Source organism: Lentisphaera marina (assembly GCF_028745505.1).
Classification (GTDB): Bacteria; Verrucomicrobiota; Lentisphaeria; order Lentisphaerales; family Lentisphaeraceae; genus Lentisphaera; species Lentisphaera marina.
Genome location: NZ_JAQZZL010000002.1, coordinates 1,892,220 through 1,908,974 on the forward strand (window position 1 = coordinate 1,892,220; position 16,755 = coordinate 1,908,974).

Annotated in this window: 15 protein-coding genes; 8 read left to right on the forward strand and 7 right to left on the reverse strand. The window is 40.5% G+C overall.

Features of this window, described 5'->3' with window-relative positions; translation table 11 throughout:
- Positions 1-1,536 carry a bifunctional metallophosphatase/5'-nucleotidase gene (locus tag PQO01_RS18695; protein WP_274315744.1) on the reverse strand — a complete coding sequence of 512 codons (1,536 nt, stop codon included), beginning with the start codon at positions 1,534-1,536 and terminating at the stop codon, positions 1-3.
- Positions 1,537-1,726: 190 nt separating this feature from the next.
- On the opposite strand from PQO01_RS18695, the gene hemH reads away from it, so the two are divergent.
- Positions 1,727-4,150: a ferrochelatase gene (gene hemH / locus PQO01_RS18700; protein ID WP_274315745.1), complete on the forward strand. Its 2,424-nt coding sequence runs from the start codon at positions 1,727-1,729 to the stop codon at positions 4,148-4,150.
- Between the two features lie 72 nt (positions 4,151-4,222).
- On the opposite strand, the gene PQO01_RS18705 is transcribed toward hemH, so the two are convergent.
- Both PQO01_RS18705 and rlmB read right to left on the reverse strand, forming a co-directional pair.
- On the reverse strand, positions 4,223-5,062 hold the full coding sequence (locus PQO01_RS18705) for a sigma-70 family RNA polymerase sigma factor (protein ID WP_274315746.1): 840 nt from the start codon (positions 5,060-5,062) through the stop codon (positions 4,223-4,225).
- A 198-nt stretch (positions 5,063-5,260) separates the two neighbouring features.
- Positions 5,261-5,854, reverse strand: coding sequence for a 23S rRNA (guanosine(2251)-2'-O)-methyltransferase RlmB (gene rlmB, locus PQO01_RS18710; RefSeq protein WP_274315747.1), 594 nt, complete (start codon positions 5,852-5,854; stop codon positions 5,261-5,263).
- Between the two features lie 119 nt (positions 5,855-5,973).
- Here rlmB and PQO01_RS18715 point away from each other — a divergent pair, with 119 nt between their 5' ends.
- The 4 genes from PQO01_RS18715 (at position 5,974) to PQO01_RS18730 (ending at position 8,520) form a co-directional block, all read left to right on the forward strand.
- Positions 5,974-6,747 (forward strand): class II glutamine amidotransferase, encoded by a 774-nt coding sequence (locus tag PQO01_RS18715; protein WP_274315748.1) that lies wholly within the window; start codon positions 5,974-5,976, stop codon positions 6,745-6,747.
- Positions 6,740-7,612: a pseudouridine synthase gene (locus PQO01_RS18720; RefSeq protein ID WP_274315749.1), complete on the forward strand. Its 873-nt coding sequence runs from the start codon at positions 6,740-6,742 to the stop codon at positions 7,610-7,612. The genes PQO01_RS18715 and PQO01_RS18720 overlap by 8 nt, the downstream gene beginning before the upstream one ends.
- A 66-nt stretch (positions 7,613-7,678) precedes the next feature.
- Positions 7,679-8,053: an SLOG family protein gene (locus tag PQO01_RS18725; RefSeq protein ID WP_274315750.1), complete on the forward strand. Its 375-nt coding sequence runs from the start codon at positions 7,679-7,681 to the stop codon at positions 8,051-8,053.
- On the forward strand, positions 8,050-8,520 hold the full coding sequence (locus PQO01_RS18730; RefSeq protein WP_274315751.1) for a hypothetical protein: 471 nt from the start codon (positions 8,050-8,052) through the stop codon (positions 8,518-8,520). Before PQO01_RS18725 ends, PQO01_RS18730 begins: the two co-directional genes overlap by 4 nt.
- A 41-nt stretch (positions 8,521-8,561) precedes the next feature.
- On the opposite strand, the gene PQO01_RS18735 is transcribed toward PQO01_RS18730, so the two are convergent.
- Positions 8,562-9,623, reverse strand: a complete 1,062-nt coding sequence (locus PQO01_RS18735) for a serine/threonine protein kinase (RefSeq protein ID WP_274315753.1) — start codon at positions 9,621-9,623, stop codon at positions 8,562-8,564.
- 137 nt (positions 9,624-9,760) lie between these two features.
- On the opposite strand from PQO01_RS18735, the gene gshA reads away from it, so the two are divergent.
- Both gshA and PQO01_RS18745 read left to right on the forward strand, forming a co-directional pair.
- On the forward strand, positions 9,761-11,305 hold the full coding sequence (gene gshA / locus PQO01_RS18740) for a glutamate--cysteine ligase (protein ID WP_274315754.1): 1,545 nt from the start codon (positions 9,761-9,763) through the stop codon (positions 11,303-11,305).
- A 1-nt stretch (position 11,306) separates the two neighbouring features.
- On the forward strand, positions 11,307-11,564 hold the full coding sequence (locus PQO01_RS18745) for a hypothetical protein (RefSeq protein WP_274315755.1): 258 nt from the start codon (positions 11,307-11,309) through the stop codon (positions 11,562-11,564).
- On the opposite strand, the gene PQO01_RS18750 is transcribed toward PQO01_RS18745, so the two are convergent.
- Positions 11,555-12,331 (reverse strand): exodeoxyribonuclease III, encoded by a 777-nt coding sequence (locus tag PQO01_RS18750; protein ID WP_274315756.1) that lies wholly within the window; start codon positions 12,329-12,331, stop codon positions 11,555-11,557. The genes PQO01_RS18745 and PQO01_RS18750 overlap by 10 nt on opposite strands.
- Positions 12,332-12,541: 210 nt before the next feature.
- Here PQO01_RS18750 and PQO01_RS18755 point away from each other — a divergent pair, with 210 nt between their 5' ends.
- Positions 12,542-14,251, forward strand: a complete 1,710-nt coding sequence (locus PQO01_RS18755; RefSeq protein ID WP_274315757.1) for a hypothetical protein — start codon at positions 12,542-12,544, stop codon at positions 14,249-14,251.
- 44 nt (positions 14,252-14,295) lie between these two features.
- On the opposite strand, the gene PQO01_RS18760 is transcribed toward PQO01_RS18755, so the two are convergent.
- On the reverse strand, positions 14,296-15,366 hold the full coding sequence (locus PQO01_RS18760; RefSeq protein WP_274315758.1) for a lactonase family protein: 1,071 nt from the start codon (positions 15,364-15,366) through the stop codon (positions 14,296-14,298).
- 97 nt (positions 15,367-15,463) lie between these two features.
- A complete protein-coding gene (gene nqrF / locus PQO01_RS18765; protein ID WP_274315759.1) occupies positions 15,464-16,753 on the reverse strand; it encodes an NADH:ubiquinone reductase (Na(+)-transporting) subunit F in 1,290 nt (429 codons plus the stop codon).
- Positions 16,754-16,755: the final 2 nt, after the last annotated feature.

Consider the following 16,755-nt stretch of genomic DNA (forward strand, 5'->3'; position numbering starts at 1 on the left):
TCAGAGAACTTCTTCACCACAAAGAAGCTTCCAATTAAATTCCACCGGAACACTTAGTTCATAATGTTTTTTCATGAAATCTAGTAGATAATCGCGCATTGTCTTTTTTGACTTCCATACCAACTTTGCATCTTGTAGCATTTCATAACCTAAAGCACCATTGGTTCTAAAGTGATAAAAAGCCACTTTCAATTCCTGCTCATCACTCACTGGTGAACCCATGTAAGTCAACTCGGTTATTCGTCGACCTACTTTCCGAGACAAATCTGCTTTGTAGTATACGCCAGACCAAATATCATAAGTGTAAATTTTCGAGCCTGGATCAACATTGCCCGAGTCATCACATTCAAAAAAGCTCAGACTTTGTTCTAGCGCTTTTCGCAAAGTTTTCCCATCCATGAGAAGGACGTGTAAGTAATTATCTGGCACTAAATTTAAAATCGTTCTACGAGTAATTGTCCCCGTTTTCCAACCATCTAACTTCCAAAAAGCGGCAGCCGATATATCACAATCCGAGGCGTTCTGCATCACCATGTGCACTAAACTCATAAGTCGACTCGGGTACATCAACGCCTCTCTACTTGAGCTAAAAGAGAAATCATCTAAAGCTTCGCCAATGGGTTCATCTAACCACTCCACCGTACTTTCTAAGACTCGTCGCGATGACTCCAAAAGATTCTTCTCTAAACGCTGACCTTTAACGGGAATATTTTCAGATTCAATTTTTAAACCTTCATCACCCCAACTGATATCTATGCGCCCTAAATAATGACCATAACACGCAGCTTGAATCGTATGCACACCATTAATCTCACGATTACTTAATAAACCATGCGTATGACCTGTAATAAACACGTCGATTTCAGGGTATTTTTGACAAATTTTTGACTCTATATCTAAGTCCTCAGGAGTTTCTTGACTCCAAAAGGGGATTTTAGAATCATAACTACCATGATATGAGACAACGATTAAGTCGACCTCAAGTTTTTTAAGCTCTTTTAAAATCGGAGCCAAAGTCTCTATAGGATTTTGAAAAGTTAAGCCCTTGATCGCATCCTCATGTGCTAAGTCCGCAGTCTCTGGTGTGGATAAGCCTATAAACGCTACTTGCTTCCCATTCTCTGTGGTTTGAATATGCCATGCAGGTCCAAAAGCAGGATTTCCTCCGCGATTTTTAACTAAGTTTGCCGCCAACCAAGGAAACTGTGATTGATCGACTGCCTTATCTAGGTATTTCCGTCCAAAATCAAACTCGTGATTACCGACGACAGAAAATGCACACTCTAACTCATTCAAGGCATTGACCATCGGGTTGGAGTAACGCATATCTTCTCCACAACGCAAGGAAATCAATGAACCCGATAAAGTATCGCCGTTATCAAAAAAGATAACTTCCTTCTCTTCACGCCTAATGCGTTTAATGAGGCTAGCCGCCTGTATGAGCCCATGACTTGATTTTTGATCTGTGAGGTAGCGATCTGCTACAAGAAAACCATGTAAATCCGTCGTGTAGACTAAGGTGAGTTTATCTTTCATTTAAAATCTCTAAATTTATTAAGTCATGAATATACAAAAAAATTCATACACTTACAAGCTCTAAGCCCTTAAACACGTGTCTTAATACAAACATGCTGACTAAAGATAGACCTTAAATTACACTCAGCCTTTTATTAAAATACAAGTGAGATATATTTGCCAAATTTCTAACCTTCTTGGAGTTACAACTGTGTCAAAAACAGGTATCTTACTTATTCAACTCGGGTCTCCTGCTAGCCCCGCTGTATCCGATGTTAAAGCTTATTTAAGCGAGTTCCTCGCTGACCCTCGCGTCGTCGATAAACAAAACTTCGCATGGAAAATCATCCTAAATTGCTTTATCCTCCCTTCTCGTTCACCTAAATCAGCGGAAGCCTATGCGAAAATTTGGGAAGGCGACACTTTCCCTCTATTTCGTAATACAGAGTCTTTCACTGCAAAACTTCAAAAAGAAATCGAAGACGAAAATATTCATATCGAATATTCATATATCTTAAGTAAGCCAAATGTCCCCGAGCAATATGGGAAGCTCATGGCTGCAGATTGCGAGACGATTCGAGTCATCCCTCTCTTCCCGCAGTATTGCGAAGCTACCACCCTTTCATGTAAAGACATGCTTGAAAAAGGTATAGAAAAATATGGGAAATGCAAAAATATCGAATTCGTAGAAGACTTCCACAACTCACCTTCTTACATTAATAATGTTGCCAGATTGATTAATGAGGACCTCGCTACAAATCCTCCCGAAAAGCTTCTCTTCTCTTTTCATGGTTACCCCATACGACGCGTACGTGGCGGCGACCCCTATTTTGATCAATGCATCGAAACCGGACACTTAATTGCCGATCAAGTTACTGGCATTGACAAAGAAAACATCCTTCTCACTTTCCAGTCAAAGTTTGGACGCGAACCTTGGCTCACACCTGGAACAGAAGAGACTCTAATTGAACTCGCCCACAAAGGAGTTAAAAATGTTGCGGTTACTTGCCCTGCTTTTGTGGTTGATAACTTAGAAACTCTAGAAGAAGTCGGCATCGGACTTGAAGAAATCTTCCTTGAGCATGGCGGAGAGAGCTTTCGCCTCATCCCTTGCCTCAATGACGATGACCAATGGGTTAAAAGTTTTGGCGAAGAAATTGCCTTTCAAGAACCAGAAAAAATCCCACGCTTAGAACACTCCCCCTGTGAATTTCCAAAAGCTGAAGAACAAGGCTGCTGCTATGCTGCAACTCAGTGTGATACATGCCCCTACAAAGGTTTAGACAAATATCCCGATGGAGAACTTTCTCCAAAAGATCGTTCCGTTTTAAAAACCATGTTCTTGACTCTATTTGTCGACCTCATTGGTTTCTCTATCATCTTTCCTCTTTTCCCAGGGATCCTAGAATATTATAATGAAATTGAAGTTGAGGGATCTTTTTTCCGTAACCTAATGGGCACGATTGACCAGGTGAAAGTTTTCTTTGGTGTCAATACAGACAACACCCATGCTACCATGGCTTTATTTGGAGGAGCTCTCATTTTTATTTACTCCTTCTTACAATTCCTCATGGCTCCCGTTTTTGGTGCACTCTCCGATAAAATTGGTCGTCGACCCATTTTACTCTTCTCTATTTTTGGTATTGCCTTTTCTTACCTACTTTGGTTCTTCTCGGGTAGCTTTTTCCTTCTCCTCATTTCGCGGCTAGTTTCAGGCTTAATGGGTAGTAACATCACAACGGCAACGGCAGCTGTAGCTGACACAACCTCAGAGAAAACTCGTTCTAAAGGTATGGCTATAATTGGTATTGCTTTTGGCCTCGGATTTATCTTAGGCCCAGCTATCGGTGGACTTTCAGCATGGGCTATTGACCTCTCAACCATTTCTAACTGGAGCGACTATGGCATCAACCCCTTCTCGGCTCCAGCTGCCATTGCTTTTGTACTCTCAATGGCTAACTTTATTTTTGTCTACAAAAAATTTCCGGAGACACTTCCACCTGAAAAACGTGGTAAGGGAAAAGTCTATCGTACTATTAACCCTATCAAACTGTTCAAGGTTGAAAATTATCCTGGTGTAAGTGCTGTTATATTCACCAACTTCATTTTCCTAATAGCATTTGGTGCTGCGGAGAATATGCTGACTTTCCTTACCCTAGAACGTTTAGGCTATGGCCCCGCGAAAAACGGCCTGCTCTTTGTCTTTATCGGCTTTGTATTATCCATGGTTCAAGGTGGCTATGTACGTAGGAAGGCCGCCTCAGTTGGCGAAGCTGTAGTGACCAAGAAAGGCTTAGCCATTCTAATCCCTGGCTTGACTTTGGTTGCTCTAGCTGGTTATTGGCAAAGTGCCTTTGTCTTATACCTCGGCTTATTCTTAATGGCTGTCGGCTCTGCCATGGTCATCCCTTGCTTAACAGCTTTAGTATCGTTATACACACCCGCAGAAGAACAAGGACGAGTTCTTGGTGTCTTCCGTTCAGCCGGCGCACTCGCTAGGACACTCGGCCCAATTTTAGGTGGTATTCTCTACTGTATATTTGACTATGCCTCACCTTTCTATGCAGCAGCTGCCATAACAATTATCCCTTTACTGATGATTAAATCCCTTCCAAAAACGAGTAAAGATAAATAAAGCTTTTTCGTTTAAGTAAAAAAGGCCCCAACTTTAAGAGTTGGGGCCTTTTTATTAAAATACTCTCAGAACTTAACTTTGCAGTGAAGCTAAAATATCTGAATCTAAATGAGCGTATAATTTCCTTAAAGCCTGATACTGAATCTGGCGAACGCGTTCACGTGTTCTGCCCACCATATCACTCAGTTCCTCTAAGGTTTTTTGCTGATAACCATCTAAGCCGTAACGCATCTTGATAATCATTTGCTCGCGTTCAGTTAATTTTGAATCAATCACCTCTAACAAAACTATTTTCACATCACTTTCGTTCATGTTATCGCCAGGTAGCTTGAGAAGAGTATCTGGAATCACATCTTCCAACACGCCCTCTTCCCCGGTTTTCAAAGTGGTATTAAGTGAAACAGCTGGTGCCGTAGAAGCTACTGTCATGCCGCGAACTGAGCGCACTGAGAATCCTGTCGCCTCTGCGACTTCTTCCATCGAAGGAACTCGACCTAATTTTTCAGCCAATAACATGGCTTCGTGATGAATTTTACGGATTTTAACTGCAGATTGAACTGGAATACGAATGACTCTACCTTGTTCCGCAACAGCACGACGAATTGCCTGCTTAATCCACCACGCCCCGTATGATGAAAATTTAGCACCATGACCAGGTCTAAATTTTTCAACTGCCTTCATTAGACCTATGTTACCCTCAGAAATGAGGTCGGCTAAGGGCACACCTAAAGATTTATAATCATGTGCGATTTTTACAACTAACTTCAGATTTGCGATAATTAATTTTTCACGCGCATCTTCAGAACCTGCTTCAATTAACTTCGCTAGCTCTATCTCATCTTCAACAGAAACTAATGGCAAAGTCGCAATGCTTTGCATGTAACTTTTAATACTCTCTTGATAGAGCCTCATGGGACCTCCTAATCTATCGACACAACGTTTACAACTTTCAACACACTAAATGACCTTAAGTGCTACTACTATCATAAATCATTTCTAAGGAGGAAAAAGGTCTCAAATTAAGAAAGTAAAACAATTTAGCCGTTTCTTAACTGTAAATTAATTTTAAAAAGCCTATTTGAATCACCATTAAGTCTTTATTAAACTTATTTAGCTCAAACTTCTTTGGCGAACGACTTCGTATAAGCACACACCCGTAGCTACAGATACGTTCAAACAAGGGACCACGCCTTGCATAGGAATTGTCAAAAGAAAATCACATTTTTCTTCTGTTAAACGTCGCATCCCTTTACCTTCTGAGCCCATTACTAAAGCAAAAGGTCCCTTTAAGTCAGAACTGTATAAATCTTGCACGGCTTTATCCGAAGTCCCAGCAATCCATATACCTAATTTCTTAAGTTTCTCCATTGTTCGAGCAATATTCACGACACGAAAGATCGCAGTGTTCGATGCTCCACCACAACTTATAGACATAACTGTTTCGGTAATTGGCGCTGCATTATCTTTAGGTATGATCACAGCATCTACCCCTGCTCCATTAGCCGTACGAATACATGCCCCTAAATTATGTGGGTCTTGTACACCATCTAAAATTAAAACGAAGGGTGTTTTTTTGTCTTCTAAAAAACCCTCTAATTCATTCTCATTCATCAACAAGGGGCGACCGCCCTTAGCATGACGATTAGCACGACTTTCATTCTCATCGGCCCCAAAGCGGGATCCACGTTTCTGGAAACGACTCATGATGTTTACTCCAAAATTTATTTGCTTCATATATTCCACTTATAAAAGAAATATCCAAACAGATTGAATATTCTCTCAAGAAAAACTAGCTTATAAAATAATTAGCTTAGGTAAATCATATGTGTCAATTACTTGCAATGAACTGCAACACCCCAACCGATATCTGCTTTTCCTTTGAAGGTTTTGCCCAACGAGGCGGTTTAACTGATGAGCACAATGATGGCTGGGGGATTTCTTTTTTTGAAGAATCGGCCTGTCGTAGTTTTCACGACACACTACCTGCTGCCAAGTCCCCCATTGCTAAACTCGTCAAAGACTATCCCATCAAAGCCTTCAATGTCATTGCCCACATCCGCATGGCCACGATTGGTGCTGTAGAACTCAAAAACACACAACCCTATATTCGTGAACTTTGGGGGCAGCAGTGGGTTTATGCACACAATGGTGATTTATGGGACTACAAATTCACCCATAGTTCTCCTGCGCAACCCATTGGTACATCTGATTCAGAAGCTGCTTTTTGTGACTTACTTAATGAACTCAGAAAACTCAACCCCGTCGAAGAGCCTGAACTTAAACAGATCTACAACTGTATTAAAGCTTTTTCCGAAAACACCGCAAAATTTGGCACCTTTAATTTACTGCTTTCAAATGGTAAATACATTTTTGCTCACTGCACAACCGATTTATGTTACATCATTAGGAAAGCTCCCTTTAGCGAAGCTCACTTATCTGACAAAGATATCAGCATCAATTTTTCCGAACATACCACCCAAAAAGATCGCGTTGCTATCATTGCCACGAAACCTCTCACTGATAATGAACAATGGACCGTTTTTGAGAAAGGGCAGTTATTAGTTTTTGAAAATGGAGAACTTTTAGATCTTGACTAAATTAATCCCTTCAAAAGTTTGGCTGCCAAAGAACACACGCCATCCAAATTTTCTAGAATTTTTCTGTACAAATTTCCCACAAATCCCTAGAGAGACTTGGCGAGAGCGCTTTGCGAATGAAAAGATCACCAATCTTGCAAAAAAACCTATACGAGCGATGGATCAATACGAAGGTGAGCAACACCTCATTTATTATCGAGAAGTAGCAAATGAAGCTCCCATCCCCTTTCAAGAAACTATTCTCTTTGAAGATGAGAATTTAATCTTGGTAGACAAGCCTCATTTCCTGCCAATTCATCCTGCCGGTCCCTACGTAAAAGAAACCTTAGTCTATCGTTTGCGAGAATCGCAAAACAATCCACATATTGCTCCTCTACACCGCATTGATCGTCTAACTGCTGGCCTAGTTTTACTCAGCAAGAAACCCACTGTTCGCAAAGATTATCAACTATTATTTGAGAATCGTTTGGTGGATAAAACTTACTTAGCCATTTCAAAAGGCGACCAGCCATCACAAAAGAACTGGCATTTACAAAACCGCATTGAACCCGGTGATCCATGGTTTTTAAGTGCGATCAAACAGGGAACTCCAAATAGCGAATCATTTATTGAACTCATCGAAAAGCAAGATGGCTTTTTGAAGTTTAAGCTCAAACCGATCTCAGGGAAAAAGCATCAACTACGTGTTCATCTCGCATCTCTTGGTTTCCCCATACTCAACGACCCTTTATACCCCTCTTTTTTCGAAAAACTGCCAGACAACTACGACCAAGCACTCCAACTTCTAGCTCAATCGATCTCTTTCATTGATCCTTTTAGCAAGCAAAAAATGACTTTTAAATCTCAACTAAAACTACTTTTTTAAAATTGAACGAGTCTTGCATCTTCTTTAATGATGAATTAAAGGTAAAAGGATATGAGGAGTAGATCCATGAAGTTAATTATTGCAGGTGGTAGACATCATCACCTAAGCCAAGAAAACTACAGACAATTACAAGAACTTAAAGACATAAGTCTCGTCATCTGTGGTGGCGCATCCGGCGTAGATTCTGATGCAAAACTATGGGCAGAAAGTCATAACATCCCTGTAAAAACATTTGAAGCTCAATGGCAAAGTTATGGGAAAATGGCTGGCCCCTTGAGAAATAAAGAAATGGCCAAAAATGCCGACGCACTCGCAATTTTTCCTGGAGGTAAAGGTACGGAATCGATGTTCAAAGAAGCACAGAAAAAAGGTCTCACTATTTATGATTTCCGCGATAACGCGCAACTCTACCTTGATTTCGAAAAGGAAAACGAATCATGAACTTCAACATCCCCACGGCCCTCAAGTCTCTCGCATCTGCAGGCTCCGCAATTAGCGAAATCAGCAAATGGTTAAAGCGAAGTAAAGGTGACTCACGCAGCCTCCTAAGTGAACTAAAAGACAATTTGACTTATTTTGACCTCGTTATCAACGATAACATCCCCATAAATGATATCCTCGATAAAATCTCCTGTGAAGAATTCCTTCGTTTATCAAAGGAAGGATATAATTTCAATAGCTTAAAAGATTGTAAAATACCCAACTACCCCTCCCTGCAGAAAACAGCACTTGCATCATGGGCGGGAAAAGACACAGAAGATTTAGTCGAAAGTATTTACGATCGCATTAAAGACCTTAAAATTCGCTACCCACTCGTGGCTGACAAAGAAAATTATCGTTGGAACATACGAGTCAACAACATCCGTAAACGGATCTGGCTCTTACTACGCCATACAAGAGAAAAGTAATTTATCTAAATTTGGGTTTTCCTCTAACAGATGGGAGGACTTTACTTAACAATCAAAAGAATTAGCAAGAGAAAGATCAAAATCACAAGTGGAATAACGACCATCTTGATTAACTTTCCTTGCTTATTACCATCACTAATCTGCTTGCGTTTTTCCGCTACTCGTAAACACTTCAAAAGTTTAGTTTCTAAATCGTCATAGGATTTTGGGCGTTTATCACGCTTAGAGGCGATCATTTCTAAAATCAATTTATCTATACTCTTACTCAAATAGGGACGCTGCTCTTTAGGAGAAACTACTTGGTCAGCAAATTTGTGCTCCATAATTTCCATGATATTGCTACCCTCAAAAGGCACATTACCCACTAACATATTGTAAAGTGTGCATCCCAATGAGTATAAATCTGTCCTAAAATCCAAGTCACTCTGTGCCTGCGCCTGTTCAGTACTCATAAAGTATGGCGTTCCCACCAAATGGCTCGTCTGAGTAATGTGGGCATCCTGATGGGTATTCTTTGCAATACCCATATCCATTATTTTAACATCATGATTTTGGTCAATCATAATATTGGCCGGTTTTATATCACGGTGCAAAATCCCAAATTCGTCCCAAGCATAACGAAGCCCATGGACTAACTTGAGTGTTAACTTCAGAGCATCAACTTCTTTTAAGGACTGCGTTTCCTTCAGAACTTCCTCTAAAGTTTGCCCATTCACATAACCCATCGCCATATAATGACAATCATCTGCGCTTCCAGCATCGTATACTGGCACAATATTCGGGTGATTAAGTTGAGCTAAAATTTGCGCTTCTTGCAAAAACCTTTTTTTATCTTCCTCAATCAAATCCTCAGATGCTTTCATCACTTTGAGCGCCACATGACGGTTCATCGCTATTTGCTTAGCTAAATAAACTTCGCCACAATTACCGGCACCAAGCCACTGCTCGATTGCGTACCCCTTGATTTGTTTGCCAAAACCAAACTGTGGTGAGGGTAAAGGAATCACTGAATCACATGCTGGACAAAGAACTTTTTTACCGAGTAAATCATCCTCGGCAGACACTTTCCTCATACATTTAGAGCAGCGTAATTTTATGAGCATTAATGGGCTTCCTTGATTAATTGTCCTTATCTTAGCTCATCAACAAAAAAATTGTAGCGTGATTTTTTCTCTACAAGCTTTTGTATTTGTTCTTTTCTAACATTTATTACAAACTTTCACATTAGTAGGATAGTTTTATGGATTGGCTTAAGCTTCTAAACAAGCTTTCAGAATCAGCTGCATTAGACAGCTCAAACAAAGGACTCGAGAGGGAAGCTCTTCGATTCAATCAAGATCGCCGCATGGCCTTGACTCCTCATCCCGTAGCTTATGGCTCTGCACTCTGCCACTCCTGTATTACAACAGACTTCTCCGAAGCTCTCCTTGAACTCGTAACGCCTACCTTTAATCGAAGTGATGATTTAATCCACTTCTTGACTAACTTACATTTCTTTATCCATACACATCTTCCTGAAGGCGAAAACTTGTGGTCGTCATCCATGCCCTGTGATTTAGCTGATGATATCCCCATAGCAGAATATGGCAGTTCAGGTGCCGGCGAATTCCGCAAAGTCTACCGCCGTGGACTTTCCTACCGCTATGGAAAAAAAATGCAGACTATTGCTGGACTGCACTACAATTTCTCTCCGAGTGATGACTTTTGGTCAGAACTAGCAAAAATTAAAGAAGCTAAGAATGATAAAGACTTCCGTTCGCAGCATTATTTTGCTCTACTCAGAAATTTCAGATCTCACAATTGGTTTGTCAATTACTTATTTGGAGCTTCTCCCGCTTTCCACGAAAGCTTTAGTGAATTGGTGGATTCCGAACTCAAGGAAAACTTGGGCAGAGAAAGCTACTGCATGCCCGAAGCTGTATCAGTGAGAATGAGTGATGCCGGCTACACCACATCTCGTCAAGGCGACCTCAATATCTCAGTCAACAACTTAGAAGAATACACCTCAGGCCTTCAAAAAGCAGTAACTGAACCTGATCAGCAATGGGCTAAACTAGCTAAAGAAGATCAGGATGGCCCCACACAATTAACATCCAATTTCCTCCAAGCAGAATTCGAATATTACAGTACGATTAGGCCAAAGCCCAATCCTAAAAACCCACGTCGCCCCCTTGTTGCCTTGAAACAAGATGGCGTAGAATACATCGAGGTTCGCACCCTAGATATCAACCCTTTTGAGCCTCTTGGGATTTGCAAAGCCCAAATTGATTTCATGGAAGTCTTTCTCTATTATTTACTCTGTAAAGAAAGTGCTCCAGAAACTGATAAATCACGTGAATGTTCCAGAGAAAACCTCATGCGCGTCACAGTTCAAGGAAGAAAAGAAAACCTGCGTTTGCGCTGTCCGCAAAATGACGAATTTGACTTAGCTAAGGCTTGCCTACGAATTTTCTCAGAACTCAAAGAAGTTGCAAAAGTCCTCGATTCAAAAAGAGGTGACCAAGATTACCTCAAAGCTATACAAAGTATAGAAGAACGAATCAATAACCCCGACTTACTTCCATCCAACCAAGTGATGAAAGCCCTTAAGGAGCAAAGCTTTTTGGACTTCACTGAACAACTCTCTAAACAACACCAAGAAGCCTTACTCAACTTTGAGGCAGACACTGCTCTCCAAGCCTTTTTCTCTGAGGAAAGTTTAAAGTCTATTGATGCACAAAAAGAAGCCGAAGAGACAGGCCCTGATTTTAGTACTTACCTCAAAAACTTTTTGAGTATGGATTGAGATGATCTGTAAAAAACACCCCAATACTGAGCCCTCACACCTTTGCCTTTCCTGTAAGAAAGAAATTTGTGGACTTTGCAAAAATGCTCAAGGAAAAGTCCCCAAGATATGTCCAAGCTGCCTTCGTGAAGAAGGCGCTGACTCAGAGAAATTAAGTGCAAAAGTCAAAGCCAAACTTTGTATCAGTTTGGCTTTAGTCCTAAGCATTTTAATAATGGCTTATTATTACGTTGATATGTCCATGAATTCTCAGTTCTGAGTACTCTCCAACTCTAAACTCACTGGACAATGATCTGAACCGAGAACTTCCTGCATAATACCGGCATTAATAACTCGATCTCGCGCATCTTCACTCACACAGAAGTAATCAATGCGCCAACCCACATTTCTACTTCTAGCACCACCACGATATGACCACCAAGTATATTCATCTGGATTTTGATTGAACATTCGGAACGTATCTAAATAGCCTGCGGCAATAAACTTATCCATCCAATCGCGCTCTTGTATTGAATAACCAGGGTTCTTCACATTGGCTTTGGGATTTTTAAGATCAATTGCTTTGTGAGCTACATTAAAGTCACCACACAACACACAAGCTTTATCACTGTATTTTTCTTTTAAAATTTCAATCAAAGCATCACCAAAAGCCAAACGATAATCAATGCGCTTCAACTCAGCTTGTGCATTGGGAAAATAAATTCCAAATAGATAAAAATCGCTATACTCAGCAATGATAACGCGACCTTCGCGATCAAACTCTTCTATTCCCAAGCCTTCGATGACGCGAATGGGTTCAATCCGACTATAAATTGCCACGCTTGAGTAGCCCTTTTTCTCACCGGAATGCCAGTAAGATTTATAATCACCAATATTGATCAATTCATCACTCAACTGCTCTTTGTGAGCTTTAGTTTCCTGTAGACAAATCACATCAGCATCCCAAGTCTGCATCAAGTCAACAAAACCTTTTTTTTCTACTGCACGAATCCCATTCACATTCCACGAAATTAATTTAACACTCATTTTGAGGTCCCTTGCTTCTTAATTTTAATTCCTTGAAAATAGGAGCTTTGATCAATTCTGCTTCTCTAGACCTCGAAAAAAAGACTTTTTTTAAGGCTTTTCACATTTCGACACCACGAAATGCTTTAAAGTTTAAACTATCTGACTCTATTAAATGAATCTGGATATAACAATTTTAGCATTATCGAGTATGAGAATAGGAGCTCAACAATGACAAATGGAACTCAAGAATATCCCCACGATGCTTTTTTAAGCGAAATTAAAACTATTATCAACGCCATCCCCGTAGAGAAACTCAAGCAAAATATTATTTCTTTTGCTAGCGAAATGCCCGTAGATAAACGCTTAGAATTTTTTCAGGCTATTGCTTTCGAGGATATTGATGAAGTCAATGAAAGTGAAGTAGATTTTGACGACGATCTCCAACTCATTGATGATGTAGAATCCTTTTATAAAAAAATATCTATGGGTTTTTACGATCATTCGCTCGACATTGAAAACCCCAAAGAACTCCCTGCTTGGGTAGATGATATGGACGTACTTTTTGCACGTACTAATGACGCCTTCCTCAATGCAGACTACACTAAAGCAGCTCGTTCCTATTCTTTCCTATTCTCGGCTCTGCATGTCGCTGAAGACATTGCTGTTGAACACCAACTTTACTCAGCTCAAGATATCGTCATTACAGATATAACCGCTGCAAAAGCACGTTACCTACGCAGTGCCTTTGAAATCACCGAAAGCGAAGGTCGTCCCGCAGAAATCTATGATATTCTTCAGGAGAACTTGGCCTTAGGTGAAAGCCGCTGTGGACTCACACTGATCAATGATGCCTACCCCTTTTCTGACGAAGAACTAGAAACCTTCCTTCCTGAATGGCTTAAGTACCTTAAACAACACGCCGTCAATGAACCCGATTTTGAATCTCTACGCCTCTGGCTCATTAGAGAGTCTTTATTCCTGCTAAAAGGTGTTGAAGGTATGGAACTCGAAGCTGAAGTCACTGGACAACAACATCCCGAACTCTTTTTCGATATCGTCACTCATTACCTTGAAGACAACGACCTTCTCAAAGCAGAAGAAACTTGCATGAAGGGTATCAAGGTCGTTAAAGCGCCTCATAAACGCGCTGTATTAGCCGATTGGTTAGCAGAGATTGCCGAGCGAGATGGTGACACCTTACTAGCTCTTAAATACCGTCACGAAGCATGGCGAATGGAGCCCGATCAACGTCGCCTTGTCACTTGGTGTAACACTGTCCATCAAGCTCCCGATGATAGTGCTTTACAAGATGAAATTGAATATCTCGATAAACTTGGCGGTCATGGTAGACTCATGGCTATGCTGCAGGCCTTAACTGGTGATTATGAGGCTATTAACAAACGCCTTCTTAACTGTGACCCACTTGGATGGAAATCAGCCCGTCACCCTGGCAACTTCCTATTACCCTTTACTCTAATCCTCATTGCTGACTTGAAAGAGATTCCTGATCAATCGCAAATCAAAGTTATTGCAGAAGACATGAAAGGTATCTTTGTTCGTTGGTCACAAGAAATGGATTTTGATGATAATCAAGATTTACATACTTATATGGATTATCTCTTCCCTGCTTTATTACGTCACCCCATGAGCGAAGAAATGCGTATTACAATGACTCGCTCAGTGCACAGTGTCTTACTCAAACGAATTCGCGCTATCAGCAAAGATCAGCTGCGCTATGCCTACAATCGTATTGCTATACAAGCAACTGCTTTTGTTGAGGCCGCTGTTATCTGTTCTCGCGAAGCGCTTGCAGAAAAATTCTTAAGCACTGTTCGTAGCCGTATTTTGCGTAACAAAACTCTACGCGCTGAGCTTAAAGTCGCCATGAATTATTCCAAAGTTATTCCTGAAGACTTCATTAAAGGCGTCAGTATTTAGACTCATTAATTTATCTAAATACCTGTACACATTCGCAGTCTTAATTACTTAGTCACAATAACACTTGCGGGATTAGGAACTGACAGTTCTTTCCCTGTATATCTTAAGTGTCCATTTTTTTGATCAATGGTAAACACTACCAAGTTATGTGATTTATTATTTGAGCAATATAAATAATCCCCTTTTGCGGAGATCGCAAAACTCCAGGGAGCCTCTCCTTGACTACTGAAGCAGCTAGCAAAGCTCAACATACCTGTCTTCAAATTTCGATTGAATAAGGCTAGGCTATTGTGACCTCTATTTGATGCATAAACGAAACGCCCTGAAGGGTGAATTTTAATCTCGGCAATGTGATTATTAATATCTAGTTGATCTGTGGGTAAGCTTTGAACATTGCTCACTTCTTCCAATAAACCTTTAGCGTAATTAAATACGGTAATAGCCTCCCCCATCTGATTAACTAAATAAGCTCTTTTACCCTCTTTATCAAAAGTCATGTGGCGTGGGCCTGTGAAATTTTCAGAATAGATTGAGTCTAAGTACTTAAGCTCACCAATTTTTTGATCTATTTTCAGGCGACAAACTCGGTTCCCAGCAATATCTGGCACAAACAAATACTGCCCTTCAGGCGACACAACACAGGCATGCGGAGCAAAGCGTTTACCATTTGCTTCTATTTTAACTAAACTAATGAGTTCTTTAAAAGAACCATCTTTATTAAGGCCTATAGAACACACGCTACCATCTTTTATATTACTAACAAACAAGAACTTTTCTTGTTTACTTAGAGATAGATAACAAGGCCTCAAATCCCCTGCGCTTATGCTATCTGACAATTGTCCTGTTGACTTATCAAAACAGTGGATTAAACCTTCTTGCTTCTTATCTCCCACTCCACAAGTATAAACAATTGAACTATCCTGTTTTTGAACAAGGACTGTCGTACCAAATTGCGCTGACAACCTTTCTTTCTCATGAACTTCTCCGCCTACAGAAACTTTATGTTTGTATAGTCCTTTCTCTACATCTTTAGAATGTGTGCCCACAAATATATTTTGCCCCTGTGCACTCATAACACAAGCCCACATTATCAAACAGCTTTTAAGTAAGTTCATTTTAACTCCTGAAATTAAATACTAAAACATATAATCTGTATAAACAAAAAAAGCCCGACCGAAGCCGAGCTTTTTTCTAATATTCTTCTAGTGAGAATTAAGAACCGAAATCGTCAAATGCGATCATTTCTTTTTCTACACCAAGATTGAAGAGCATATCTTGAACTGCGTCATTCATCATTGGAGGTCCACAGAGATAGTACTCAATCTCTTCTGGAGCTTCGTGATTATTGAGGTATTGCTCAAGAATAACTTGGTGAATGAAACCTTCGAAGCCATCGCCTGCTTCATCACTAATATCTTCTTTGAGCTTCCAATTGTCTTCAGGAAGTGCGTCAGAAAGACCAACATAGTATTTGAAGTTCGGGAATTCAGCTTCGATTTTCTTGAAGTGATCATCATAGAACATTTCACGTCTTGAACGAGCACCATACCAGAAAGTAGCTTTACGGCCAGATTTCTTAGTGTGGAAAAGGTCAAAAATATGTGAACGCATTGGAGCCATACCAGCACCACCACCGATGAACATGATCTCGCGATTTGTGTCTTTCATGAAGAACTCACCAAATGGACCAGAAATCGTAACCTTGTCACCTTTCTTACAATTGAAGATGTAAGAAGATGCAATACCCGGAGGCACGTTAGGAAGACGTGGGGGCGGAGAAGCAATACGTACGTTAAGCATAAGCTGGTTACCCTCTGCAGGGTAAGAAGCCATTGAGTACGCACGAACAACTTCTGTTGGGTTGTTTGCTACATTATCAAAGATCTTAAATTTATCCCAGTCCTCACGGTACTGATCTTCAATTTCGAAGTCAGAGTACTTGAGGTTATCGTATTTAGGAATCTCGATCTGAATATAACCACCAGCGCGGTAATCAATGCTTTCACCAGGAGGAAGTTCAACAACGAATTCTTTAATGAATGTTGCTACGTTGTCATTAGAAACAACTTCGCATTCCCACTTCTTAATTGAGAAGATTTCTGGCTCAACTTCGATCTCGAGATCTTCTTTTACTTTAAGCTGACAAGCAAGACGGATACCATCTTGTTGCTCTTTTAGTGAAAGGTGAGCTTTCTCTGTAGGAAGAACATCGCCACCACCAGAAATAACTTTACAAGTGCATACGCCGCATGAACCACCACCACCACATGCTGACGGAAGCTGAATGCCAGCACCTGAAAGTGTATCGAGAAGTGTAGAACCACTTTCAACTTCTAAAGCTGCGTCTTGATCTTCATTAATGAGGATCTTTACATTACCTTTTTTGACGAGGAAGTTTTCGCAGATCATCAAGAAGATAGTTAAACCAATGATGATGATAAGGAATACAACGATACCAGCACCAACTGTACCGCTATCAATTCCGTTAATAAGTGTATTCATAA

Bases quoted from the DNA above. Each gene is read 5' to 3' on its own strand.
- rlmB (WP_274315747.1), bottom strand. From the start codon at position 5,854: ATGAGTCGTTTCCAGAAACGTGGATCCCGCTTTGGGGCCGATGAGAAT.
- nqrF (WP_274315759.1), bottom strand. From the start codon at position 16,753: ATGAATACACTTATTAACGGAATTGATAGCGGTACAGTTGGTGCTGGT.
- gshA (WP_274315754.1), top strand. From the start codon at position 9,761: ATGGATTGGCTTAAGCTTCTAAACAAGCTTTCAGAATCAGCTGCATTA.
- PQO01_RS18715 (WP_274315748.1), top strand. From the start codon at position 5,974: ATGTGTCAATTACTTGCAATGAACTGCAACACCCCAACCGATATCTGC.
- PQO01_RS18745 (WP_274315755.1), top strand. From the start codon at position 11,307: ATGATCTGTAAAAAACACCCCAATACTGAGCCCTCACACCTTTGCCTT.
- PQO01_RS18705 (WP_274315746.1), bottom strand. From the start codon at position 5,062: ATGAGGCTCTATCAAGAGAGTATTAAAAGTTACATGCAAAGCATTGCG.
- PQO01_RS18695 (WP_274315744.1), bottom strand. From the start codon at position 1,536: ATGAAAGATAAACTCACCTTAGTCTACACGACGGATTTACATGGTTTT.
- PQO01_RS18735 (WP_274315753.1), bottom strand. From the start codon at position 9,623: ATGCTCATAAAATTACGCTGCTCTAAATGTATGAGGAAAGTGTCTGCC.
- PQO01_RS18755 (WP_274315757.1), top strand. From the start codon at position 12,542: ATGACAAATGGAACTCAAGAATATCCCCACGATGCTTTTTTAAGCGAA.
- PQO01_RS18725 (WP_274315750.1), top strand. From the start codon at position 7,679: ATGAAGTTAATTATTGCAGGTGGTAGACATCATCACCTAAGCCAAGAA.
- PQO01_RS18760 (WP_274315758.1), bottom strand. From the start codon at position 15,366: ATGAACTTACTTAAAAGCTGTTTGATAATGTGGGCTTGTGTTATGAGT.
- PQO01_RS18750 (WP_274315756.1), bottom strand. From the start codon at position 12,331: ATGAGTGTTAAATTAATTTCGTGGAATGTGAATGGGATTCGTGCAGTA.
- PQO01_RS18730 (WP_274315751.1), top strand. From the start codon at position 8,050: ATGAACTTCAACATCCCCACGGCCCTCAAGTCTCTCGCATCTGCAGGC.